The organism is Glycomyces sp. NPDC049804, assembly GCF_040674615.1.
In the GTDB taxonomy this organism is placed as follows: domain Bacteria; phylum Actinomycetota; class Actinomycetes; order Mycobacteriales; family Micromonosporaceae; genus Glycomyces; species Glycomyces niveus.
This window is the reverse complement of sequence record NZ_JBFAMQ010000006.1, coordinates 254,837-277,326: the sequence shown is the minus strand read 5'-3', so window position 1 is coordinate 277,326 and position 22,490 is coordinate 254,837. Positions and strand designations below refer to the sequence as shown.

The 22,490-nt window shown below is 68.8% G+C and carries 17 protein-coding genes and 2 pseudogenes; 6 read left to right on the top strand and 13 right to left on the bottom strand.

The genetic code is table 11. From position 1 onward, the window contains the following. The first annotated feature begins 37 nt into the window (after positions 1 to 37). Both AB0K52_RS12390 and AB0K52_RS12385 read left to right on the top strand, forming a co-directional pair. Positions 38 to 2,467, top strand: a complete 2,430-nt coding sequence (locus tag AB0K52_RS12390) for a tetratricopeptide repeat protein (protein ID WP_363530228.1) — start codon at positions 38 to 40, stop codon at positions 2,465 to 2,467. A gap of 318 nt (positions 2,468 to 2,785) precedes the next feature. Next, positions 2,786 to 3,895: a hypothetical protein gene (locus AB0K52_RS12385; protein ID WP_363530225.1), complete on the top strand. Its 1,110-nt coding sequence runs from the start codon at positions 2,786 to 2,788 to the stop codon at positions 3,893 to 3,895. A gap of 163 nt (positions 3,896 to 4,058) precedes the next feature. Here the strand turns inward: AB0K52_RS12385 and AB0K52_RS12380 are convergent, their stop codons facing one another. After that, positions 4,059 to 4,712, bottom strand: coding sequence for a transposase family protein (locus tag AB0K52_RS12380; RefSeq protein ID WP_363530222.1), 654 nt, complete (start codon positions 4,710 to 4,712; stop codon positions 4,059 to 4,061). A 152-nt stretch (positions 4,713 to 4,864) separates the two neighbouring features. Between AB0K52_RS12380 and AB0K52_RS12375 the strand changes: the two genes are divergently transcribed. Beyond that, positions 4,865 to 5,401, top strand: coding sequence for a 2'-5' RNA ligase family protein (locus tag AB0K52_RS12375; protein ID WP_363530219.1), 537 nt, complete (start codon positions 4,865 to 4,867; stop codon positions 5,399 to 5,401). Between the two features lie 181 nt (positions 5,402 to 5,582). Continuing rightward, positions 5,583 to 7,094, top strand: a complete 1,512-nt coding sequence (locus tag AB0K52_RS12370; protein ID WP_363530216.1) for a pentapeptide repeat-containing protein — start codon at positions 5,583 to 5,585, stop codon at positions 7,092 to 7,094. A 674-nt stretch (positions 7,095 to 7,768) separates the two neighbouring features. On the opposite strand, the gene AB0K52_RS12365 is transcribed toward AB0K52_RS12370, so the two are convergent. Next, positions 7,769 to 10,207 (bottom strand): NB-ARC domain-containing protein, encoded by a 2,439-nt coding sequence (locus tag AB0K52_RS12365; protein WP_363530213.1) that lies wholly within the window; start codon positions 10,205 to 10,207, stop codon positions 7,769 to 7,771. Further along, positions 10,200 to 10,553, bottom strand: a complete 354-nt coding sequence (locus tag AB0K52_RS12360) for a hypothetical protein (protein ID WP_363530211.1) — start codon at positions 10,551 to 10,553, stop codon at positions 10,200 to 10,202. The genes AB0K52_RS12365 and AB0K52_RS12360 overlap by 8 nt, the downstream gene beginning before the upstream one ends. A gap of 299 nt (positions 10,554 to 10,852) precedes the next feature. On the opposite strand from AB0K52_RS12360, the pseudogene AB0K52_RS12355 reads away from it, so the two are divergent. Next, positions 10,853 to 12,043, top strand: a pseudogene (locus AB0K52_RS12355) (transposase); the annotation flags it as partial. Between the two features lie 59 nt (positions 12,044 to 12,102). Here AB0K52_RS12355 and AB0K52_RS12350 read toward each other — a convergent pair. Beyond that, positions 12,103 to 12,814: pseudogene (locus AB0K52_RS12350) on the bottom strand (transposase); the annotation flags it as partial. A gap of 57 nt (positions 12,815 to 12,871) precedes the next feature. On the opposite strand from AB0K52_RS12350, the gene AB0K52_RS12345 reads away from it, so the two are divergent. After that, complete coding sequence (locus AB0K52_RS12345) at positions 12,872 to 13,423, top strand: hypothetical protein (RefSeq protein WP_363530208.1); 552 nt, start codon at positions 12,872 to 12,874, stop codon at positions 13,421 to 13,423. A gap of 54 nt (positions 13,424 to 13,477) precedes the next feature. Here AB0K52_RS12345 and AB0K52_RS12340 read toward each other — a convergent pair whose 3' ends face one another. The 9 genes from AB0K52_RS12340 to AB0K52_RS12300 form a co-directional block, all read right to left on the bottom strand. Then, positions 13,478 to 14,629 (bottom strand): MSMEG_0565 family glycosyltransferase, encoded by a 1,152-nt coding sequence (locus AB0K52_RS12340; RefSeq protein ID WP_363530205.1) that lies wholly within the window; start codon positions 14,627 to 14,629, stop codon positions 13,478 to 13,480. Beyond that, entirely contained in the window at positions 14,626 to 15,450 is an 825-nt protein-coding gene (locus tag AB0K52_RS12335; RefSeq protein ID WP_363530203.1) for a carbon-nitrogen hydrolase family protein, read from the bottom strand. The genes AB0K52_RS12340 and AB0K52_RS12335 overlap by 4 nt, the downstream gene beginning before the upstream one ends. After that, entirely contained in the window at positions 15,441 to 16,298 is an 858-nt protein-coding gene (locus AB0K52_RS12330; protein ID WP_363530200.1) for a carbon-nitrogen hydrolase family protein, read from the bottom strand. The genes AB0K52_RS12335 and AB0K52_RS12330 overlap by 10 nt, the downstream gene beginning before the upstream one ends. Beyond that, positions 16,295 to 17,689 (bottom strand): MSMEG_0567/sll0787 family protein, encoded by a 1,395-nt coding sequence (locus AB0K52_RS12325; RefSeq protein WP_363530197.1) that lies wholly within the window; start codon positions 17,687 to 17,689, stop codon positions 16,295 to 16,297. Before AB0K52_RS12325 ends, AB0K52_RS12330 begins: the two co-directional genes overlap by 4 nt. 1 nt (position 17,690) lies before the next feature. Next, positions 17,691 to 18,773, bottom strand: coding sequence for an MSMEG_0568 family radical SAM protein (locus AB0K52_RS12320; RefSeq protein WP_363530194.1), 1,083 nt, complete (start codon positions 18,771 to 18,773; stop codon positions 17,691 to 17,693). 42 nt (positions 18,774 to 18,815) lie between these two features. Continuing rightward, positions 18,816 to 19,328, bottom strand: a complete 513-nt coding sequence (locus AB0K52_RS12315; RefSeq protein WP_363530191.1) for an MSMEG_0572/Sll0783 family nitrogen starvation response protein — start codon at positions 19,326 to 19,328, stop codon at positions 18,816 to 18,818. Positions 19,329 to 19,331: 3 nt separating this feature from the next. Continuing rightward, positions 19,332 to 20,165: an amidohydrolase family protein gene (locus AB0K52_RS12310; RefSeq protein WP_363530188.1), complete on the bottom strand. Its 834-nt coding sequence runs from the start codon at positions 20,163 to 20,165 to the stop codon at positions 19,332 to 19,334. Between the two features lie 191 nt (positions 20,166 to 20,356). Then, entirely contained in the window at positions 20,357 to 21,694 is a 1,338-nt protein-coding gene (locus AB0K52_RS12305; RefSeq protein WP_363530185.1) for an MSMEG_0569 family flavin-dependent oxidoreductase, read from the bottom strand. Between the two features lie 181 nt (positions 21,695 to 21,875). After that, on the bottom strand, positions 21,876 to 22,136 hold the full coding sequence (locus AB0K52_RS12300) for an RICIN domain-containing protein (protein WP_363530577.1): 261 nt from the start codon (positions 22,134 to 22,136) through the stop codon (positions 21,876 to 21,878). Between the last annotated feature and the right edge of the window lie 354 nt (positions 22,137 to 22,490).

The following is a 22,490-nucleotide window of genomic DNA, read 5'->3' as shown; positions in this document are numbered from 1 at the left end:
CAGCGCTGAGCGCTGGTCGAATCGCTATGATTGCGGCATGTCCGGTGCAACGCCTGAAGTCAACCTTCGGGCGTTTCGACTGCGGGCGATGCTGACGCAGGAGGAACTCGCGCTCAAAGCCGGCGTGGGCGTCCGCACGATCCGTGACATCGAATCCGGCAGGGTGCGGCCCCAGCCGAGGACGCTGCGGCTGCTCTGCAAGGCCTTGAACCTGGACGAGCGCGGCCGGGCGCTGCTCATCGGGAGTGCCGGCAACGCGGGAACGGTGCCCCGCGAGCTGCCCAGGGCGCTGCCCGGTTTCGCCGGCCGGGAAGAGCACCTGGGCTCGGTCCTCACCGCCGTCGACGAAGGAGCCGCGGTGGTCGCCGTGCACGGCATGGCCGGCGTCGGCAAGACCGCATTGGCCGTGCGCATCGCGCACGAACTCGCGCCCCGATATCCCGACGGGCAGTTGTTCGTGGACCTTCGCGGGTACACCGATCCCGCCGGGTCGCGCCCGGACCTCGTGTCCGTACTGACGCGGGCGCTCGGGTCCCTCAATGTCGACGAGCGGGACGTCCCGGCAGACCCCAGCGAGCTCGCCGCCTACTACCGCAGCACGATCGCCGACCGGAGTGTGCTCCTGGTATTCGACAACGCCTCCGACGCCGAACAGGTCGAAGCGCTCCTTCCCGGAACGGCGAGCAGCCTCGTCCTGACGACCAGCCGACGCGACCTGTCGCGACTGGCCGGTGCGTTCTCCGTCCCGCTCGAACCGCCGCCGATGCCCGAAGCCGTGGCCATGCTCGGAGCGGCGGCCGGCCGGATCACCGCAGACGGGGCCGTATCGGTCGCCGAGCGCTGCGGGCGACTCCCTCTGGCCTTGGGCCTGGCGGCAGCCCGCCTGCGCAGTCGTCCCCAGTGGCGAGTAGAGGACCTACTGGCGCGACTCGACCACGAGGATCGGCTGCTCGACGAACTCGACATGGGGCACCGGGGCGTCGCCGCGGCCCTCCGCACCTCGTACCTCGAGCTCGACGCTGCTCACCGCCGCCTGCTGCGACGGCTCAGCCTGGTCCCCGGTGACGACGTTGACGCCCACGCCGCCGCGGCGCTGTGCGCGGTCGACGAGGAGCGGGCATCGGCGATGCTGGAATCCCTTGTAGAAGTTCACCTCGTAGAGACACGGGCACCGGGGCGGTACCGGATGCACGACCTGGTGCGACTCTTCGCGACCAGACTCGCGGAACTGGAAGAGACCGAGGACGACCGGAACGCCGCCCTAGCCAGAATGCTCGAGGTCTACCTCCACTTCGCTTACCAGGCCGCGAGTCACATCACCTCGCCGTTCCAGGAGCACTTCACCGAGGAGGCGGCAGCGCATGACGCCGGGCTGCCCGGATTCGTCGATCACGAAGGCGCCGTCGCCTGGTTCGAAGCCGAGCGCGGCAATCTGGCCGCGGCGGTGCGTGCAGCGAGCGCCGGACCGGCATGGCATCTCGCCACCGCGTTCAGCGCCTTCCGGATGCACGACAGGGACTCCGAGTTGCACCTCGCGATCAACCAGACGGCCCTGAACCTCGCCCGCGATCTGGGCGACGAGCGGAAGGAAGCCCGCTCGCTGGGCGACCGCGGCCGGCAGCTCGCATTCGCGGGCAGGCGCGACGAGGCGATCGACTGCCTCGAACGGTCCGCCGTCGTCACAAGGCGACTCGGCGACACCGGCGCCGCCACATGGGCGCTCAGGAACGTCGGTCTGATGCACCGGCAGTCCGGACGGTTCACGGACGCCCTCGGGGTCTACCACGAGGCGCTCATCCTGGCGGAAGCCATCTCGGACGCGACCGCAATCGTGCACATCAACCTGAACATGGTCGTCCCGCTGCTGCATCTCGGACGGCTCGCTGAAGCCGAGCAATGCATTGTGGAGGCCGAGCGGCTCATGGACGTCGACGACGTCTACAACCGCAGCCGCATCGAGAACTTCCGCGGCGTCTTCGTCCGCGAGCACGGCGATCCGGCCGCCGCCCTGGTCCTGCACTCCGCCTGCCTGGAGCGGTGCCGGCAGAGGGGCATCCGGGAAGGGCTCACTCCGGTGCTCGTCGAGCTCGGCGAGGACCTGCTGCACCTGGGGCGCGGTGCCGAGGCCGTCGCGCACCTGCAGCAGGCGGTCGAGTACGCGGAAGAACTGGCGTACCCGGCTCTCGAACGCATGGCCCGCAACAGCCTCGGCCGTGCCCTCACCGCCACGGGCGATCCCGACGCGGCGCTCGGACACCACCAGCGGGCAGCGTCCCTCGCCGAGTCCCATGAGGACGCCTACGAACTCGCGCGAGCCCACCACGGCCTCGCCGTCGCCCACCGCGACCTAGGAGCGTCGTCCGCGGCGGAGCGGCATCTGCGCCATGCGGCCCGAGGGTTCGAGGACTGCGGAACGCCGGAGGCGGCGCTCGTCGCCAAGGAACTCGACCGCATCACGCAGCGGTGACCAACGTTGCCGGCGGGCGATTCAGCACGACGGACGGAGAATCCAGCTGCCGCCGACCTGGACTTGACGATGGCGGACCTCCAGCACCGCCTGCATCGATCCTCCCGCCTTCATCGGCAGCGGGTGATCGCTGGCACCGGACCTCAGGCCGGGCGGTGTCGCCGGTGGAACCGACAATATCGACTTCGGGGGCGCCGTCCTGCCGGTTTCCCGCCGGTATGCCGCCTTGAATACCGGCGTATCCCGGCGCACATTGGACGGGGTGCCGGCGGAGCCGCAGTCGCGTTCGCCGGCCAGTCTCCTACAGAACGGGTACACATGCAGCTCAATGTGAAACGACGCGCGCGCAAGGCGTTCGCAGCAGGGTTCGCTGCCGTGGCGGCGGCCGGGACCGGGGTGTTCGCGGTGCAGTTCTCGGCAGCCGCCGAGAACCCATCGGCCGCGCAGACGTGCGTCAGGGAGGCGCTCCCGATTCCCGACGGGCTCGTCTCGACCCGCGTCAGCGCGATGAGCGACGACGGCTCAGTCATCGCCTATTACGCCCTGCCGCTCGACCAGAGCTGGCCCGACGGGCTCGGGGCCTACCCGCGCCTGTACGCCGACGGCGAGGTCACCGACGTGCCCATGCCCGGCAACCACCCGCGGATCCGAGACGTGAACTCCCTCGGGAACGGCACCGGGTATTCGACGAATGCCCAGGGACGCGACGTCCCCTACGTCTGGAGCGACGGCGTCCTCGAAAAGCTCCCGATCGCCTCGGCAGGCGGACGGGCCGAGGGGATCAACGAGCACGGCGACATCGTCGGCAACGTCCACACCGTCAACGGCGGCGTCCCGCTCCTGTGGCCCGCCGACGGCTCGGCTCGTGTCCGGCTGCCGCTGCCCGCCGGCGCGACTTCGGGCTACGCCCATGACATCGGCGACGACGGCACAATCATCGGGGCCGTCTACAACGAGAACGGCACCGCCACGGCCTACCGGTGGGGCGCCGACGGCGTCAACGAGCCGCTGCCGGTCCCCGCAGGGGCCGACCCGACCAAGGCGTTCTCCATCGCCGTGGACATCAACGGCGACTGGGCCTCTGGCCAGTTCTTCGCACCCGGCGCGGGCACGCAGGCCCTAGGCGTCCGCTGGAACCTCGCCGAGGGCACCGCCGAGCGGACCCTCCTCGACCGCGACGTGGCCGTCAGCGCCACCGGCATCGTCGCCGGCTACCTGCCCGGCACCCCCGACATCGCGGCCTTCCAGGACGGCGACACGGTCGTCGAACTCCACGGCGTCATCCCCCCTGAGAAGCGCGAAATGCAGGAGTACGCGCAGGAGATCAGCGCCGACGGCACGGTGATCGCCGGCGACATCTACATCGGCGACGACGAAGCGGGCTTGGCGAACTACAACGCGGTCGTCTGGACCTGCCACAGGTCCTGACACCCCGACCTGAAGACAGCGCCGGGGTGGGACCGTTCGGTCCCGCCCCGGCGCCCGTCGGCGCCCGGGTCGATGCCCTGGCGCTGATCGGGTCAGCGGCCACGTTCGCACTCTCGGCCAAGCAATCCCTCTGTGCCCCAGAGTGATCGGGCCTGCAACCGATTCACTGAGCAAACTGGATCCAAGTGATCACGGCGCCTTCCAGGTCCATCCAGGCCAGCAGCGGGACGAACTCGCCAGTCTCGTTGGTCTTGGCCCCGACGTTGCGCTGCGCGAGCGTCACCGATCGGTCGTGGTCGACTACCGAGAGCAGATGCACGCGTTTCCCTTCATCGTTCTTGGAACCGCGCAAGGTCTTGCCGTCAACCACGACCGCCCGCAGACCCGAGGGCTCCTCCCTGGTCGATCCGGCGCGACGGGCGAATAGCCAGGCGCCGACGGCCCGGTCGAGCGCGTCGCCGTCGATGCGGGCCAGCACGCCGGTCAAGCACCGGCGCGAGGGTACTCTCCTGCGGCCCAAAGGGTGACGGCGGATGCCGAGCGCGGCCAATATCTCGGTCGGGGTGTCAGCGGCCCACTCGCAGACCGCCTCGACCGTGACCGACCCGGCGCACACGGCCGCCGCGCACAGCGCCAGCAGACTCGTCAACGAGTACCAGCGGCCGCACCGCCCGCGCGGGTCAGGCACCCAGGAGAGATACCGGAGCAGGTCAGGGACCTCGTCAAGTTGATCTCGCCCAACTTCAGAGGGTGTCGGCGATGGGGGAGGATAGCGGAGAAGGCACGGTTCTCCTTGGTGTTCAACAGGATTCAGCACCCGAATGATTACCTGAGCCGTGCCTGCACTCTCATTGCGCCCCAGACCGTCTCACGCCAGCGAACCCGACATCGCTGTCCTTCGCCCGAGCCCGAAGCGAATACCGGGACCGTGTAGGTCTTTCGCCACCACTGCTGTTGTAGGAGAGCACCATGCACTTCGCGATTGAGCTGTTTCCCGGCGAGCAAGCCGATCATCAGGTCCGTCAAGTCTGGGCCGCTCTCGACCGGGAAGGCATTCGATCGTTGGGCGGGGACCCCGAGTCAATGTACCGGCCGCATGTCTCGTTGTCCGTGTTCGAGCAGGGCGATCCGGCCGAAGTGGCGCAGACCCTCCAGCCGATCCTCAGCCGGAGCATCGGCCTGCCGCTACCGTTGGTGTCGCTGGGGTTCTTCCCCCCTGCAGAGGCGGCCCCAGTCTTCCTCGGTGTCGCCCCATCAGCCCGATTCCTCAAGCTACACAGCGAGGTTAATGAGGCGATCGACTCGATCGTGGACGGCATCTGTCCCTGCTACCGGCCTGACGCTCTCCTGCCGCACTGCACTCTCGCAATGAGAGTCGCCGAGAAAGCGAAGGCGCTCGAGATCGCGGCAGGCTTTGAGCTTCCGATCATGGCCCGGGTCGGCAGTGCCCACCTCGTTGAAGTGCCAGGAGGACGGATCGCTGCAAGACTGGACACCGAGGCGTGATGCATCGAGGAAGACATCCCACAGCGCGGGCGCAGGGACACATCTTCAAACCGGATCACGACGTAACCGACATCGACGGCTTTCGCCCATGCCCCGGCCCGTGCCCTGCGGCCCCACCAGCACAATATCAACCCGACACCTTCTCGTGAAAGCCGTGGGGTGATGCGCGAGAATGAGTCACATGGTCGACAAGGACAATGACGCCCGGACACGTTGGTGGCCCTGGATTGTCGTCGCCTTGGTTGCGATTATGGGCGGTTGGCTTCTGGCGTGGCTCCTGGTTCTCCCGATGGCTGGTAGCAATCCGGACGCTCAAGTCAATGCGGTCCAGGCGACCTTTACTATCGCGTTTGGTCTCGGCGGTCTTGTGGGTCTGGCGTTGATAGCTCGGCGACAATGGCATCAGGAACGCGCGCATCGCCTCCAAGAGCGCATTCATGAGCACGACCGGTTCGATGCTCGGGAGCGTCGAATCACCGAGCAGTACATCAAGGCCATTGAGCAGCTTGGCCATGAGAAGACGCCGGTTCGGCTCGGAGGGTTGTACGCGCTCGATAGGCTCGGTCGAGACCATCCCGAACATCGACAAGCAATTGCCGAGGTTTGGTGCGCGTACCTGCGTCGGCGGTATCTTCCTCCATCGGACCTGGTCGACGCGACTGTCGGAGAGGTGTCACCGCGAGATATCGGGGTGCAGGAACCATCGACTTCGGACCAGGACGCCTATGACGAGGCCGAGGTCCGCATGACCGCGCAACGTTTGCTCGCAAGCCACCTCAAAGATCCACGTCCTCACGATCAACGAGATGGGGGCCTGCCGGCGGAGTGCCGGCAGTATTGGCGTCTGGACCGGCTCGACCTCAACGGAGCGACGCTGATCAACGCTGACTTCAGCGGCTGTACACTGCCACCGGTCGACGCCTACCGAGCGCTGTTCATCAATCGGACCAGCTTCGAGTTCACACACTTCACCAGCGACGCGCGGTTCGACGATGCTCGATTCCGCGGCGAAGCCTGGTTCTCGATCACGCGCTTCGCCGGTGACGCTCGGTTCGATCGGGCGCACTTCGCCGATATCGCCTGGTTCCCGGAGGCACAGTTCGCCGACTTTACCCGGTTCGCAGAGGCGCGTTTCGATGACGATGCCGCGTTCTTCGATGCCCGCTTCGAAGTCAACGTCGATTTTGACAAGGCGCACTTCGAGGGTGAGGCCCTCTTTATGAGAGCGGTGTTCGTCCGCAACGGCGGTTTCGAAAGCACCTGCTTTGCGGACGGCGCGACCTTCAGCAGCGCCCGATTCGAAGGCCTCGCAGCGTTCGGTGCGTCCAAGTTTGGAAGCTCGGCCCAGTTCGATCAGGCCCACTTCGCAAGGAATGCCAGGTTTACCCAAGCTGGATTCGCTGACAGCGCGTGGTTCAAGAACGCACACTTCGGCGACGATGCATGGTTTCTCGGGGCACGCTTCGATGGTCGCGCCGAGTTCATCGGCATTGAGCTCGAACCGGGCGTCAACGCAGAGATGGACGGTGCGGTGACCTCGCGGATCAAGTTCGAAAGCCCCGGACCAGGGTCCAGCCACAAGTGGCCGCCCGGGTGGGTTCACCGCGACGCCGAGGACGGAACCTGGCCATTGACCTGGGTTCAGAATTCGGCTATGCAGGAGAGTCCTTCCGGCGGATTTCGTCGTGCCTGAGGCGAACTTCCCTGCGGGAATGAGGGGTATATATCAGGGCGTGGGTGAATGCCGGTGTTCTGTGGGGTGAGAGTGGTTGGGGTGCAATAGCAGTGCAGGCACGGGCCTGGGTGATCATACGGGTGCTGAATCCTGTTGAACACCAAGGAGAACCGTGCCTGTTCCCGTATCCTCTCCCATCGTCGGCAGCTTCGCGAAGCTGGGATCCGGTCGCACCTGGTCAGGGGCACCACTTTCCGTGAGGACGCCTCCCGTCTGCGCACCAAGAACGCGCCCCGCGCCATGGCCACCTCCGCAACCTCGCTATCGGCACCCTCCGGTTGTCCGGAGTCGACAACCTCGCCAAAGCCACCAGACACAACGCCCGAAACCTCTACAGATCACTGCCATTCATTGGAATCACATCATTCCCGACACGACGAGCTTTCGCCCACGCCCTGACCTCTGAGACCCGCTCACCCCCAGCGGCTTGCGCAAGGGGCGGTGGCAAGGTCGCCCCATCTCGATTCTCGATGAGTGCGGCCAGGTGCTCGTCTTAGACCTGGGAGTAGGCCGCGTCGACATCGCGCCTTGCCCGACGCAATGCCGGTCTGCCGCGAACGTGTCGATTCCACGCTGCTGCAGCGTCCCCGGTCGACGAGGCGATCGACGGGAAGCTGGCAGGATCGGCCCGCTCACCCCAGGGGGACGAGGTTCAGCTGTTCGGCGACCGCCGCCTCCGGCACGCCGCAGTACGCGTATCCCCGGGTGGCGAGGATCAGATGCCGCAGACTCGCCGCTTGGTCCCCTCGGCGCCGCTGGGCCTCGGCGAGGCCGTGATGCGCCCGTGCGAGTTCGTAAGCGTCCTCATGAGACTCGGCGAGGGCGGCAGCGCGCTCGTGCTGCCCGATCGCGGTCTCGGGGCGGCCCGCGGCCGTGAGTGCGCGGCCGAGGCCGTTCCGGGCGGACCGCTCCAGCGACGGGTCGGCCAGTTTCACCGCGTACTCGACGGCTCTGTCCAGGTGGGCGGTGGCGTCGGGAACGCGGCCGGCGCGCAGGAGGTCCTCGGCCAGTTCGATCAGCGTCGCGGCGACGTCAACCGTGGTGTCCTCGCCTCGGTAGGCTGCAAGGCACCGGGCGTGCACGGCCGCGGCTTCCGCCGGGGCGCCGCGCTCGCGGATGAGCACGCCGCGGAAGACCTCGATGCGGGTGCGGTAGTGGTCATCCCCGGCGTCCAGCCGGCACTCCGCTTCCGCCAGCCGACGCTCGGCTTCCGCGAACCGCCCGAGTCGCAGCAGCGGGACGACCATGTTCGTCCTGATGAGCGCCGCGGCCGCGGTGTCCGCTGCCGCTTCCGCTTCGGCCAGCGCGGTTTCGTGCGCCGCCAGCGATTCGGCGAACCGCCCGGTGCGCCGGTGGAGGATGCCGATGTTGGCCAATGTCAGGGCCGCGTCGCCGAACTCGCCCAGGTCGCGTTTGAGCGCGACGGACCGCTCGAGGCAGCCGATCGCCTCCCGGTGCCTGCCGGCCGCCAGCAGCCGCCGCCCGGCGTCCCCGAGCGTGAACGCCTCCTTGAGGCCGTCTCCGGTGCGACGGGCGATGTCCAGAGCGATCCGGTTGACCGTGGCGTGCGAGCCGATGTCGGTGTCGTGCACGAAGAACGCGTTGAACGCAGCGGCCAGGTGCCAGGCCTGTTCGCTTCGCCCCATGCGGGCCGCCGCTGTCACGGCCGCCTCCAGATTGCCGCGCTCTGCGTGGAACCACGACAGCGCGCCGGCCTGGTCCGCGAAGCCGGGGAGACCGGCGTCGTGCGCCGCCGCGCCTTCGGTGAACCGGCGCTTGTTCGGGTGCACCCGCGCCGCCGCCTGGTACGCGAAGTGCACGTAGACGCCGAGCATCCGGAGGAAGGCCTCGTCCAGTTCGCTCTCGGCCTCTTCCAGTTTCGCGAGCTGGATCGCGAAGAGCCTCACCAAGTCGTGCAGCCGGTAGCGACCGGGCGACCGAGACTGCACCAGATGCACGTCCACAAGCGACTCCAGTATCGCGGCCGCTTGCGCCTCGCCGACCCCGCACAGCGCGCCCGCAGTATGGGCGTCGAGGTCGTCGCCCGGGAGGAGGCCGAGCCGCCGCAGCATGCACTGGTGGTCCGGGTCGAGTTCGAGGTACGAGGCGCGCAGCGCCGCGGCGACACCGCGGTGTCCCATGTCGAGTTCGCTGAGCAACCGGTCCTCGTGGTCGAGCCGCGCCAGCAGGTCCTCGGCCCGCCAGAGGGGCCGGCTGCGCAGGCGCGCCGCCGCCAGCCCCATGGCCAGCGGCAGTCGCCCGCAGCGCTCCGCGATCGCGACGGCCTCATCCTCGGTGATCCGGTCGACGCCGGCGCTGAGCATCGCCACGGCCTCGCCCATGGGTGGCGGTTCGAGCGGCACCGAGTACGCGCCCGCCAGAGTGGACAGGCCACGGCGGCTCGTCGCCAGGACGAGGCTTCCCTGCGTCCCCGGCAGCATCGCCTCCACCTGCTCCGCGCTCGCGGCGTTGTCGAGCACTAGGAGCATTCGGCGGTCGGCGACGGCGCTGCGGTACCGGGCTGTGAGTTCGTCGATCTCCTCGGGGAGGTCCCGCTCGTCCGCGCCGAGGCGGCGCAGCAGGCTCGTCAGCATCGACGCCAGGCCCGGACGGGATCCTACGGCGTGGGTGAACCCGTGGAGGTCGACGAACAACTGTCCGTCGGTGTACCGGGGGGAGAGTGCGTGGGCGGCCTGTACCGCGAGTGAGGTCTTCCCTACGCCCGCCATGCCGTGAACTGCGACGACGGCCGCTTCGCTTGCCGCGGTCAGGATCGCGTCCAGGTGCGCGTCCCGGCCCGCGAAACCGGGGAGCGTGTGCGGGAGCTCGCGGGGCACCGCCGCGGTCCGGATCGAGGACGCGTCGAGCAGTGGCCGGTCCCCCTCGTCCAGCCGCAGCGCCTCGATGAGGAGGCGCTGAGTCCGCGGCTGAGGGCGGACCTTTCCCGACTCGATGTCGCGGATCGTGCGGATGCCCACGCCCGCTTTGAAAGCGAGCTCTTCCTGCGTCATCATCGCGCGCAACCGGAGCGGCCGGAGACCGCCAGCGGGTCCGGGCGCCCGATCAGCCATGACGCCACGGCAGGTTCGCCCGGCCGACGGCGGGCTGGTTCGATGTGGACCGAATGCCGGTGCGGTAGCCCGCGTGCTCGAGGTTGATCCGGTACGGTTCTCCGAGGTTGCGCCGCAAGCGGTGCAGGCATTCCAGCAATGCCTTCCGGGCTTGGTCCGGCGGGAGTTCAGTCCAGATCGCGTCGGTGAGGGTATCGACCGAGACGGCCCGTCCTGCCCCGGCCAACAGGGCCGCGAGCGGCCTTCGCTGGAGCGGCGCGCGGAGTTTGAGGGGCCCGCCGCCCTCGGGCAACACTTCCATCGGATCAAACACTCGGAACCGCAGCGCGTCCAGGCCTGCCTGCACTCGTTCACCGACCTCGCAGAGAAAGTACGTGTCGAGCCCAGAATAGTGCAAAACCGCAGTCGGCACGGTACGCCCGCGGCGGGGCCCGAGCCGGTGTAAGTCGGCTGTAATCGTCGATCGGCATGTTGCTCTCAGCGGTCCGCGATGCGGCCGTGAAACCGCAATGGAACGACTCGCGACCGGCACGGCCGCCGTGGGCATCATCTTCGAGATCTATTGGGCTCCCTTAGTGGCTCCCTAACTTGATTTTTAAGCTTGTGCGCTGGTGAGGTGGCCCCGCGTGAGCATGAGCGAAGCCCTTGCTTGATGATTCTTGTTGCGACACAAGGAATCACATACAGCAAGGGCTTCGGTTGTCTATTCTTCCTGATGATGGCCTCGGCGATGGCACGGGGTCGTTGCAGGCGCTTCGCGTCGGCTTCCACGGCTGCTTGACCACTCGATCTGATGCGCTGTTCGAGCTGACCGACGCTGTGTTGTGCCAGGGCAGCCCGGTGACTTCACTACCGGTGTTGTCGCTGGCCGGAACGTTCCGTCGAGGCCACGGTGGACTCTACGACGCGCTCAACTCCGGGCACGTTGACGCTGATCGGCTGCGGCGCCTGCTGGCGGAGCGGCCGATCACGAAGGTGCGCGGGCGGATCGTGCTTGCGGTCGATGTCACCGGATGGCTGCTCCCGGATGCGAACTGCTCGCCGGGCCGCTTGTACTGCCATGTGACCGGACACGGCCGCGGCCAGGACCAGATGGTGCCCGGATGGGCCTACTCCTTCATCGCCGCACTCGAACCCGGGCGGACTTCATGGACCCAGATCCTGGACGCGCAGCGGCTGGGACCCGATGACGACGCCGCCGAGGTCACGGCCGTTCAAGTGCGCTGCACTGTCGAGCGACTCGTACCGGCCGGGCAGCACCGAAGCGGCGAAGCGCCGATCGCGATCGTGGTCGACGCCGGCTACGACGTCCCCCGCCTGGCATTCCAGTTGCGTGACCTGCCGGTGGTCGTGATCGGCCGGCTCCGCTCGGACCGGGTCCTCTACCGGGCCGCCCCGGCCTATGCCGGAATCGGTCGGCCCCAGCGGCACGGGGCACCGTTCCGCCTGACCGATCCCTCCACCTGGGAAGCACCCGAGGCCCAGACCGTCACTGACACCGCCCGATACGGGAAGTTCGAGGCGCGGGCGTGGGAGGGTCTGCATCCCTGGCTCAAACAGCGGTCCGCCTGGATCGACCACCACGAAACACTGCCGGTCATCGAGGGCGCCGTGATCCGCATCCAGTCCGAGCGCCTGCCTCAGACGGGCACGCCCGAGCCGGTCTGGCTCTGGACCTCCGCGCACGACTTCGACGACGAGCTGCTCGACAGTCTGTGGTCGGCATGGCTGCGCCGCTTCGACATCGAGCACACCTTCCGGTTCCTCAAACAAACCCTGGGATGGACCGTTCCCCAGGTCCGTGATCCTGAGGCCGCCGACCGCTGGACCTGGCTGATCATCGCCGCCTTCACCCAACTGGCCGCAGCGAGGTCGCCGGCCATGGCTTCGGCGGAGCCGGTGCCGCGCAGGCGGCAGTCGCGCAGGACTTTCCAGGTCTTCATCCTCGCGGAGGCGTGCTCGATGCGGGCGCGGATCTTCCGGGGGGAGGCGTTGTGCGCTTCCTTCCAGTCGACGAGGGGTTCGTCCTTCTGCTTGCGCCGGTGCGGGACATGGGCTCTGGTGCCGCGGTAACCGCCGTCGGCGATGACGGTCGCTGTGCGAGTGGCGTGGTCGACGCCGGAGGCGGTGATGGCGACCGAGTCGTTGCGGTTTCCCGGCAGCGGGGTGCCGACCGCGACCACCAGCTGCGTGTCGGCGTGGATGACGACCTGGTGGTTGGTGGAGTACCGGTAGTTCTTCGACTTCGCCGCCACTGTGTGGTCTCTGGTCGGGACCGGGGTGCCGTCAACGATCAGCACCGTTTCAGGCGCGTACCGCTGCCTCGGGCGCAACGCGAGCTTGGGGCGAGGTCGTCGATGACGCGGTCGGCGGCCGACTTCGACGTTCCGAACAGCGCCGCGATCTGGCGCATGGTCAGGTTCGTGCGCCAGTATGCGGCGACCAGCAAGACCCGGTCAGCGAAGCCGAGCTTCCAGGGGCGGCCCTTGCATGCGGGGTCGGCCCCCTCTGCGCGCAGCTGACGGATAAGTCGGGCGAACTGCCTCGCCGACAGTCCGCTGAAGAGCTCGACCATGGTCTCGTCCACGCATTGATCACACCTGGCACTCAGGCATGATCCCCTGCGCCCCAACAACATCCTTGAGAGCCATTAGGGTATTCGCCATGATGCTGATCTCCGGCGGAGTACCCGCCCCGAACGCCCCTGTCCTGCGCACGGGAGGCGTGCCGCTCGTACCGCGCGGGTTCATCTGGCCCACCTGCGCCGAGTGCGAGGGGGCCATGCAGTTCCTCGCGCACGTGCCCATTGACGGCGGCGCGGTCGCGGTGTTCTACTGCCAGAACGACCCCGGCATGTGCGACGACTGGGACGCCACTTCCGGCGGCAACCAGGCGTTCCTGTTCGCCGGGGAACTGCATGCGGCCGCCGCCCCGACCGAAGGCGAGACGCTCCTCGGCGCGGTCACATCACTGCTCCCAGACGATACGGTCGCGCCCAATGGCAATGGAGTACTCGGGCAGCTCAGCGGGGAGCCGGAGTGGATCCAGAACGATGAGACCCCCACCTGCCCGAGTTGCGCTGATCCCATGAAGTTCATGGTCTCGCTCGAAGAGGGACTCCACCACGTCACAGCCTCGAACTTCGGTGGCGGCGGCCGCGGATACGTCTTCACGTGCCAAGGCTGCTCCGAGGCCGCGTTCCTCTGGCAGCGCTGAAACCCAGTACGGCAAGCTCCCGAAGCCATTGCACCGAGCACCCTCTCGAACTGCTTACGGGACAACCCTTCGCGCCGTTCCGGAGCGGCGTGTTCGATCTTCAATCACATCTAGCCAGGCTAAGCACAGTCCGCGGTAGAGGTCCAGGTGCGACTGCGCCGCGGCTTCCCAGGTGTAGGCCGCGGAGAGGGCGCGCCCGGCTTCGATTCGATCGCGTCCGGACAAGGCGTCGTCGAGCCGGTCGGCGAGGGCGTGCGGGTCGTCTGCGTAGTCGACGGCAGCACCGAACACCTCGCGGAGGACGGGGAGGTCACCGACGACGGTGGGGACTCCGGCTGCGAGTGCTTCCATGGCGGCGAGGCCGAAACCTTCCTTGATCGAGGGGAACGCGAAGGCGTCGGCCGCGGCGACCAGGCCGGGGAGGTCGTCGTCGGGGACCGGGCCGAGAACGACCGGCTCCACCTCCAGTTCACGGGCGCGTTCGTCCCAGCGGTGCCGGTAGTCGCGGTAGTCGAACAGGGTCTCGCCCCCGGCGATCGCCAGGGCGAGATCCGGGCGGCGTTTGCGCAGCAGCGCATAGGCTTCGAGGAGTTCGAGGGAGCCTTTGCGGGGTTCGATACCGCCGACGGTAAGCACGTACCGGCCGAGCCGGTCCTTCCAGCCGCGGCGGGCGGCCGCGGCTGCGGGCGCGTCGCCTGCGGCGAGAGCGAAGCGGGCGGCGTCGACGCCGTTGGGGATGACGGCGGCCTCGATGCCCCAGCCCTCGCGCAGTTCGGCGGCGACGGCCGCGGAGACGCACACGTGCGCGCGCGGCCTGACGATCGCGCGTTCGTGGCAGGCCGCGAGCTCGGGAGTGGTGAAGTGGTCGATGTGGTGGACGGTGCGGATGCAGTCTTCGACGGCGTTGGCGCTGATGCAGTCCTGAGCGTGAACGATGTCGTACCCGGTCGGGTCGAAGGCGTCGCGCAGGGCCTCGATGGAGCGGAGGATGCGCGGGCCGACCGCCTCGCCCTCGACATCAGGGAAAGGGACGATCCGTTGGCACACCCGGGGGTCGACGGCGCGGAAGAACCCGGCGTCGCCGCCTCTGCCGAGCGTCCACACGGTGACGTCCTGCCCGAGCGCGGCGAGGGCTTCGGCGAGCGCGAGCGTATGGACGACGCCACCGCGCGGCTTGGAGGAGTAAGTGAGCAGCGCGATCCTCATCGGTACAGCTCCGGTCTGCGTTCGGCGAGGTGGTCGAGGACCTTGCGGGCGGTGTCGATCTCGGCGGCGACGTCGAGTTCGGTGGTGACGAGCCCGGCTTTGGACCAGGTGCGGGCGCGGATGTCGCCGCCTGGTCCGACCACTTTGGCCTGTCCGAGGAAGCGCAGGCCGCCGAGGGATCCGGTGAGGTTGGCGGAGGCGAGGACGACCTGGTTCTCGGCAGCGCGGGCCTGGTCGTAGAGGTCGAACAGCCGCGACTGGCGGTCGTCCCTCATTCGGGCGGCACGGTTGGTGATGCTCGTGGGCCACGCGCTCAGACAGGCGAGGATCTCGGCGCCGTCGAGCGCGAGCGACCTCGCCGACTCGGGGAAGGTCTTGTCGTAGTCGATGAGCATGCCGAGGCGCCCGACGGGGGTGTCGAAGGCGGCGAAGCGGTCGCCGGGGCTGTAGGCGCCCTGCTCGTGGACGGGCTGGTGGACTTTCCGGTGGACCCCGAGCACGCCGTCGCCGCTGACGCAGACGGCGGTGTTGTAGTACCGGCCGCCGTCTGCTTCCCGGAATCCGAAGCAGACGGTCATCGCCGCAGCGGACGCGGCGATCCGCGCGATGTGCGCATCGTCGATCGCCAGCGCCGGGGGCAGCGAGTCGGGTTCGGCCGTGTGGACGTCGGAGAGGTAGCCGCCGAGGGCGGCGTCGGGCAGGACGAGGAGGTGCACGCCGTCGCGGCGGGCATGGTCGATGAGGGCGTCGATGCGCTGGAGGTCGAAGTCGAGGTCACGGCCGAAGGCGGCCGCGACCGCGCCGATCCGCGTCAGGCCCATGTCGCCGCTGCGGTCGGTCCCATGGTCGCCGCGTACGCCTCGGGCCTGCGGTCCCTGAGGTGCCCCATGGAGCGGCGGGCGGTCGCGAGTGCCTGCTCGACGTCCACATCGGCCACGGCCAGTCCTGCCGCCACGCCGGTGTCGGCGAGGAGCTCGCCGCCGGGGTCCACGATCTTCGCGCTTGCCACGAACCGCAGTCTGCCAAACGTGCCGGATTGGTTCGCGGAGACCCACACGATCTGGTTCTCGAGGGCGCGGGCGCGGTCGAAGAGGTCGAAGCGGCGCTTCCAGCGGTCGGCTTCGAGCGTGGGGGCGGGGTTGGTGGCGCTGCCGGGCCAGGCGGAGACGCACACGATGATGTCGGCGCCGTCGAGGGCGAGGGCCCTGGCGGATTCGGGGAAGGCCTTGTCGTAGCAGATCATCATGCCGATCCGGCCGACCGGGGTGTCGAAGGCGCGGAAGCCGTCGCCGGCGCCGTAGTTGCGGTCCTCGTGGAGGGGCTGGTGGACTTTGCGGTGGTTGCCGAGGACGTCGCCGCCGGAGACGCAGACGACGCTGTTGTAGAGGAGGCCGTCGCCGCCGTCCTCGCAGTATCCGGCGGTGACGACGAGGTCGCCGGCGAGGTCGGCGAGCCGGGCGATCTCGGGGCCGTCGACGCGCAGCGGGGGCGGGGAGTCGGCGGTGCCGTCGAGGCTGAGGAGGTATCCGCCAAGCGCGGCTTCGGGGAAGGCGAGGAGGCGGACGCCGCGTTCGCGGGCTTCGGCGACGGTCGCCTCGATGCGGGTGAAGTCGGCTTCGAGGTCGCGGTCGAACGTGTCCGCGACCGCGGCGATGCGCAAGGCGCTCATGCGGTTCCCAATCCTGTCACTGGTCCTTGGAGGGCTTCGGTGGTCTCGCCGTCGGGCCAGCGCAGTCGCACGCCGCTGCCGGCGGTGAGGCGGCCGCATTCGGCGCCGGTGGCGGGTCCGGCCGGGAGGGGTGCGGCTCCGGGGTCGTCGGCGGTGAGCATGGCGAATCCGGGGAAGCAGGTGAGCCAGTCCCCCATGGTCGCGCCCGGGGGCCGGGGGACGGCGGCGATGTCGAGTTCGGCGGCGCATCCGGCGGCTTCGGCCATCATGCCGAGGGTGCCTGTGATGCCGGCCATGGAGACGTCCTTGGCGGCGGCGGGCCGGGCGAGTCCGACCGCGCCGATCATGGTCCGCAGCTCCCCTGGGGTGCGGCTGGAGGTCGAGTCCCATTGACGGCCGGTGTATCCGGGCCGCCAGTCGCCGCCGAGGTCGGCGGTGAGGCTGATGCGCTGCCCAGGTCTGCCGCCGCCTCCGGGAACCGGGTTCGCGGTGCGGCCGATCGCGGTGACCGAGAGTGCGGCGGGGGTGCCAAGCTGGGTGTGGCCGCCGAGGACGGGGATGCCGTAGGCCTCGGCGGCGCGGCGCAGGCCGGTGAGGACGCGGTGAACAAAGGACCGGTCCCGCCCGGCGACGGCGTCGAGCAGGCCGATCGGGTCGGCGCCCATGGCGGCGAGGTCGTTGGCGTTGACCAGAACCGCGCACCATCCGGCCCATTCGGGGTCGCGTTCGACCATGGCCGGGATGATCGCGTCGGTGCAGGCGACGAGGTCGGAGCCGGGCAGGGGGGCGCCGTCGTCGCCAAGGAATCCGGCACCGCCGCCGGCCCAGCCGGACAGGAGTGGCGCGAGGTCGCTCTTGGTGACGGCGGCGAGGCGTGCGATGCGGTCGATCGGCCAGCGCATGAGCGCGTGGTCGGCCCCGGCGACGTCGACGGTGCGGATCTCGTTCCAGCCCAGGCGGGTGAAGAGGCGGACGTTGGCGCGTTGGACCGTGGCCTCGAAGCGGAGGACCCCGGCTTGTTCGGCGTAGGCGCAGGCGGCGCGGACGAGGGCTTTGCCCGTGCCGTAGGCGCGGCGGTCGCCGGGGCGGACGACGAGTCTGCCGCCTTGCCACCAGGCGAGGTCGGGGCCGGGTCCGGCGGGGCCGAGCCGGACGCCGCCAAGGACGGTCCCGTCGCGGCCGCGGGCGATGAGCACGGTGGTGCGGGGGTCCTCGTCGCGCCAGTCCGCATCGGACTGGTCGAACAGGCCTTGCTCCTCGACGAAGGCGCTGTGGCGCAGTGCTTTGTAGGCGGCCAGGTCCGTTGCGTCGCCGGCGGTTTCGATGGTGAACGGCGGGGTGGGTGGGGCGGTGGTGGAGCCGGCGAGGATGTCGCCGATGGTCGCTTTCATGTCAGCCTCCCACGGTGCTGAGGACGCCGCAGGCGCCGCAGGCGGCGCAGCCGGCCTCTTGCCCGGTGCCGGTCATGCCCGCCGCGCGCAGGTGAGCGGCGACGCGGCCGGTGATGTCGGCCACGAGGCGCGGCGGGGGCGCGGTGGCGCCGTCGCGGCGGGCGAGGGTGCCGAGCATGGGGCGCATGGGGACAACGAACGGGTAGACCCCGCGTTCGATGAGTCCCCGCGCGCCTTCGACCAGCTCGTCCGGGTCTTCCCCCAGACCCACGAGGAGATAGGTGGAGACTCGGTTCCACCCGAAGACCCGGACGGCCTGGTCCCATGCCGCCTCGTACTCGCTCAGCGGCACGGTCGACTTGCCGGGCATCCATTTGCGGCGGACGTCGTCGTCCAGTGTTTCGACGTGGATGCCGATGCTGGTCGCGCCCGCCTCCTTCAGTTCGGTCAGGACGCCGAGGTCGGCGGGCGGTTCGATCTGGACTTGGATCGGCAGGCCGGGTACGGCCCCCAGGACCGCGGCGACGCTGCGCACAAGGTTGCGCGCGCCCCGGTCGGGGCCTTTGGTGGTGCCGGTGGTCATGACCATCTGCTTGACGCCGTCGAGGCGGACTGCGGCCTCGGCGACCTCGGCGAGCTGGGCCGGGGTTTTCGCGGCCACGGTCGCCCCGGCGTTGAGCGATTCCTCGATGGTGCAGAAGCGGCATCGCTGGTCTTCGACGTAGCGGATGCAGGTCTGGACCACGGTGGTGGCCAGGACATCGCGGCCGTGGAGCAGCGCGATGTGCCGGTAGGGCACGCCGTCGGCGGTCGTCAGGTCGTAGAACGCGGGGCGGCGCACCGGTTCGACGGCGATGCCGAGGTCGCGGCGGCCCTTGTAGGCGCGGCCGTCGCGGACCGTGTAGGGACTGTCGGGGTTGAGCGGGATGGCGGCGTTCCGTCCGTCGACGACCAGATGGCCGTCGTCGCTCGGCCCGGCTCCCTTGCGGCGGGAAACGGGTGCCTCCATCCGCAGTCCGCGGACGGCCATGTCCGCGCGGATGTCCAATGCGGGATCGGCCGTGCCGGTCGCCTGCTTGCTCATTGCTGCCTCCTCAGTCCTGTCGGTCCGCGACGTGCCGGCGGTTCACCACATGTAGGTGGAGTTGATGATCGCGCCCTTGTGGGCGTAGTGGATGAGGGCGTCCTGCACGTCGAGCGGGTGGGTCGGGATGACGCCTTCGATGAGGTCTTCCTCGCGCAGGCCGTGCAGCGAGAGTCCGAAGCGGCAGCAGTAGACCTTGCCGCCTTCCTTGATGAAGGTCTTGAGCGAGTCGTTGATGTTGTGCTCGCCGGGGAACGCGGAGTTTCCGGTGGTGGGGAAGCCGCGCGTGGCCATGCAGTTCATCGCACCGGGCCCGTAGAAGTAGATGGCCGATTCGAAGCCCTTGCGCTGGGCCCTGGTGGCCTGGAGGATCGCCACGAAGCTCACCGAGGACTCGTGGGCGATGCCGTGGACGAGCGTGAAGTACGCCTGCCCCTCCTCGGCCTGGTAGTCGGGGAAGACCTTGGTGCCGCCGTAGAGGTTCGATCCCTCCGGCAGCGACGGGTGCGGGATCTCCGCGAGGCTCTGCTGCTCGAGTTCGGTCAGGTCGGTCATGATTCAGTCCATTCCGTAGAGTCGGTCGAAATTGTCGTTGAAGAGCTGTCGTGACAATTCGCCGTCGCCTGCAGCGGCGGCGATCTTGTGGTATTCCCCGGCGAAGTCGCCCCAGGGAAGGTCACTGGCGAAGAGCACCCGGTCGGCACCGATGCCGTGCCGTTCGATCTGCTCGAACAGGAATCGCGGCGCGAACCCGATCGACCAGGACAGGTCGGTGTAGACCCGCTTTCCCGATGCGATCCAGTCGAAGAAACGGGATCCGGCCAGTTTCAGATGTCCGCTCATCCCTCCCCCGAAATGGACGAGGTGAATGGCGACAGTGTCGCCGTAGCGGTCGACCAGGGTGCCCACTTCGTCGATGTCGGAGGCGGCCCCGGGCGAGGTGTGGACGTGGACGACGAGGTCGTGCGCGGCCGCGGCGGCGAAGATCGCGTCCAGTTGGGGCCGGCAGTCCTCGGCTGTCGGCCCTCCGCCGAGCAGGAAGCTCGTCTTGAGTGCCTTCACGCCCGGCTCGGCGGCCAGTTGCAGGGCTTTCACCGTCCGTTCGGCATCGCCCGGTTTCGGGGACACCCAGAGCCCAGCGGTGATCCGGTCGTCCGAGGCGGCCGCCTCGACCACGAGCTCGTTGAACCCGAACGCGAGGTCGGGGTCGGGGACGCCGTAGTTCGGGAGCACCAGCGCCCGCTCCACGCCTTCGGCGTCGAGGTCCGCGATAAGATCCTGAATAGAGGAACGGGCAGTGACGTCGGGCCTGATTGCAGGCCCGCCGTAGAATCCATATCCGGGCATCGCACCGAGATGCCGGTGCGCGTCTCGGATCCATCGTTCGCTCATGACCGATATTCAAGCGGCCGTTGATGACCGAGCGATTGCATCGGGAACAAATAGCGATTGCCGTCAATTGCAGAACTGTTTCGGAAACTTCTCCACGGCGACTTGATAACTTTTCAAGCGGACATGCGAAAAAGACCGTGCCCCTGAAAGAGTCATCTCTATAAGGGGCACGGCCTCGCGGTATTGGAGTATTAGGCGATCGTTCGCGGCGCCGTCCATTCGGCGCTTCGATCCGGTGCGGCCGGCGGCGGGCCGGCGATCCAGGGCACGTCCAGCGCCGGGGCGGCGGCGTGGGCGGCGATCCGCTCGGCGAGGAAGCCGGCGTCGGCGCCGACCCCGGAAAAGCGGCCCGATCCCCACGTCCACTGCCACGGCAGCCCCAGGAAGTACAGGCCCGGTACGGGGGTGACACCGCGGCGGTGAACCGGGTAGCCGCGGCCGTTGAAGACCGGCGCCTCGATCCAGCGCAGGTCCTGCCCGAAGCCGGTGCACCACACCACGGCCGCGATCTCCTCGGCGGCCAGGTCGATCACGGTCGGGTCCTCATTCGCGGGCTCCCACACCGGCGTGTAGCGCGCTTCGGTCGGGGCCGCGAGCCCGGCGGCCCCGATGTAGGCGTCGATGGCGTCCTTGATGGACTCCGAGACGCGGTCGGCGCTGTCGAGGTTGGCCTTGAGGTCGCCGTCGAAGCGGACGGTCTCGCCGCTGACGGACTCCATGCGGCCGTGCAGTCGCATGCCGGCGGCGGCGAAGGCCCGCAGGTCGATGTCCCGGCCGCCGTCGCGGCCGGTCACGTAGTGGTTGGTGCGCAACCGGACCGAGTCCGGGTCGTCGAAGTCCTCGACCGAGCGCCGGTAGTGTCCCATGTCGTCGAGCCAGTCGACGACGTCCCGGCCCCGGTAGAACCGCGCCACCCGCGGCGCGTTCCCGGTCGCCAGGTGCACCCGCCGTCCGGCCAGGTGCAGGTCCTCAGCGATCTGCGCCCCGGACTGGCCGCTGCCCACGACCAGGACCGCGCCTTCGGGCAGGGCGCCGGGATTGCGGTAGTCGGCCGCGTGGATCTGCCGGATGCGCTCGGGCAGCCGCTCGCCCATCCGCGGGACCAGCGAAACCTGGTACGGCCCGGTCGCGGCCACAACCTGGTCGGCGGTGAGCGTCCCCGCCGACGTCTCGACGGCGAACCTGCCCGAGGACGTGCGCCGCAGCCGCCGGACTTCGACGCCTTCGGCCAGCGGCACGTCGAAGGACTTCGCGTAGGCCTCGATGTAGTCCGTGATCTGGTCCTTGACCATGAACCCGTGCGGATCGTCGCCCTTGTAGGGGAAGCCGGGCAGCAGGCACTGCCAGTTCGGCGTCACCAAGCTGAAGGAGTCCCAGCGCCGGGTGCGCCACTCGTGGCCGACGCGCTCGCGCTCCAATACGATATGGTCGATCCCCCGCTGCACCAGGTGGAAGCTCATCGACAGGCCGGCCTGCCCGCCGCCCACGACGACCACCGTCCGGTGGAGCCCTTCGAGCGTTCGTTCCATCGCGTGTCCTCTCTGCACCGCCGGGGCGGCGAGCACGGGCCCCGACCGCCGGGTCATGCGAACAGTGAAGCCCCGCAACATGATGAGGAGGTTTCATCGGGAACGGCGTGGCGTCAACGGACCCGCACTGCGGAAATCTGCGCTTCATCGGGCCGCGACATAGTCGTGGTGGACGGTCCAATTACCGGGCGGAGCGCCGAGCCGGTGGCTCGGCGCTCCGCCCGTTCATCGCGATCGGTTGGCGGATGGTCCACTGCTGGTTCGAACCACCGGTGCAGGTCCAAAGGATGAGCCTGGTTCCGTTGTGGGTGCCGCCTCCGAAGGCATCCAGGCAGAGTCGGTTGCGAGCGTTGAAGACGCCGCCAGCGCAGAAACCCGCGGGCCCGACTGGTGCCGTCCCGGAGCCGCGACGGCCGAAATGACGTCCCCCTACGTGCCACAACAAGGCCGCGACCTGGGTGATGAGTCGTAGTAAGCGGGATCAAGGCCGACAATACATTAGTATTTACGAATATTATTCACATTTGTTGCGACGGGCGCACCGCCGACAAGACAGGGCGAACCGGCGGCCAGGAGTCGCTGGTAGTCGTCGGGCTCCAGGCGGTCGCGGATCGCGCACGGCTGGCCGTTGCGGGAGGTAGCGGCCAGCTTGGAGACTCCCGGCCCGACTGGTGCCGTTCCGGGGCCGCGGCGGCCGAAATGACGTCCCGTACGCGTGCCAACAATGCCGTGACCTGCGGTGATGAGTTGTAGTAAGCGGTCCTAAGGTCCACTAACCTAACAACCGGGACACTCA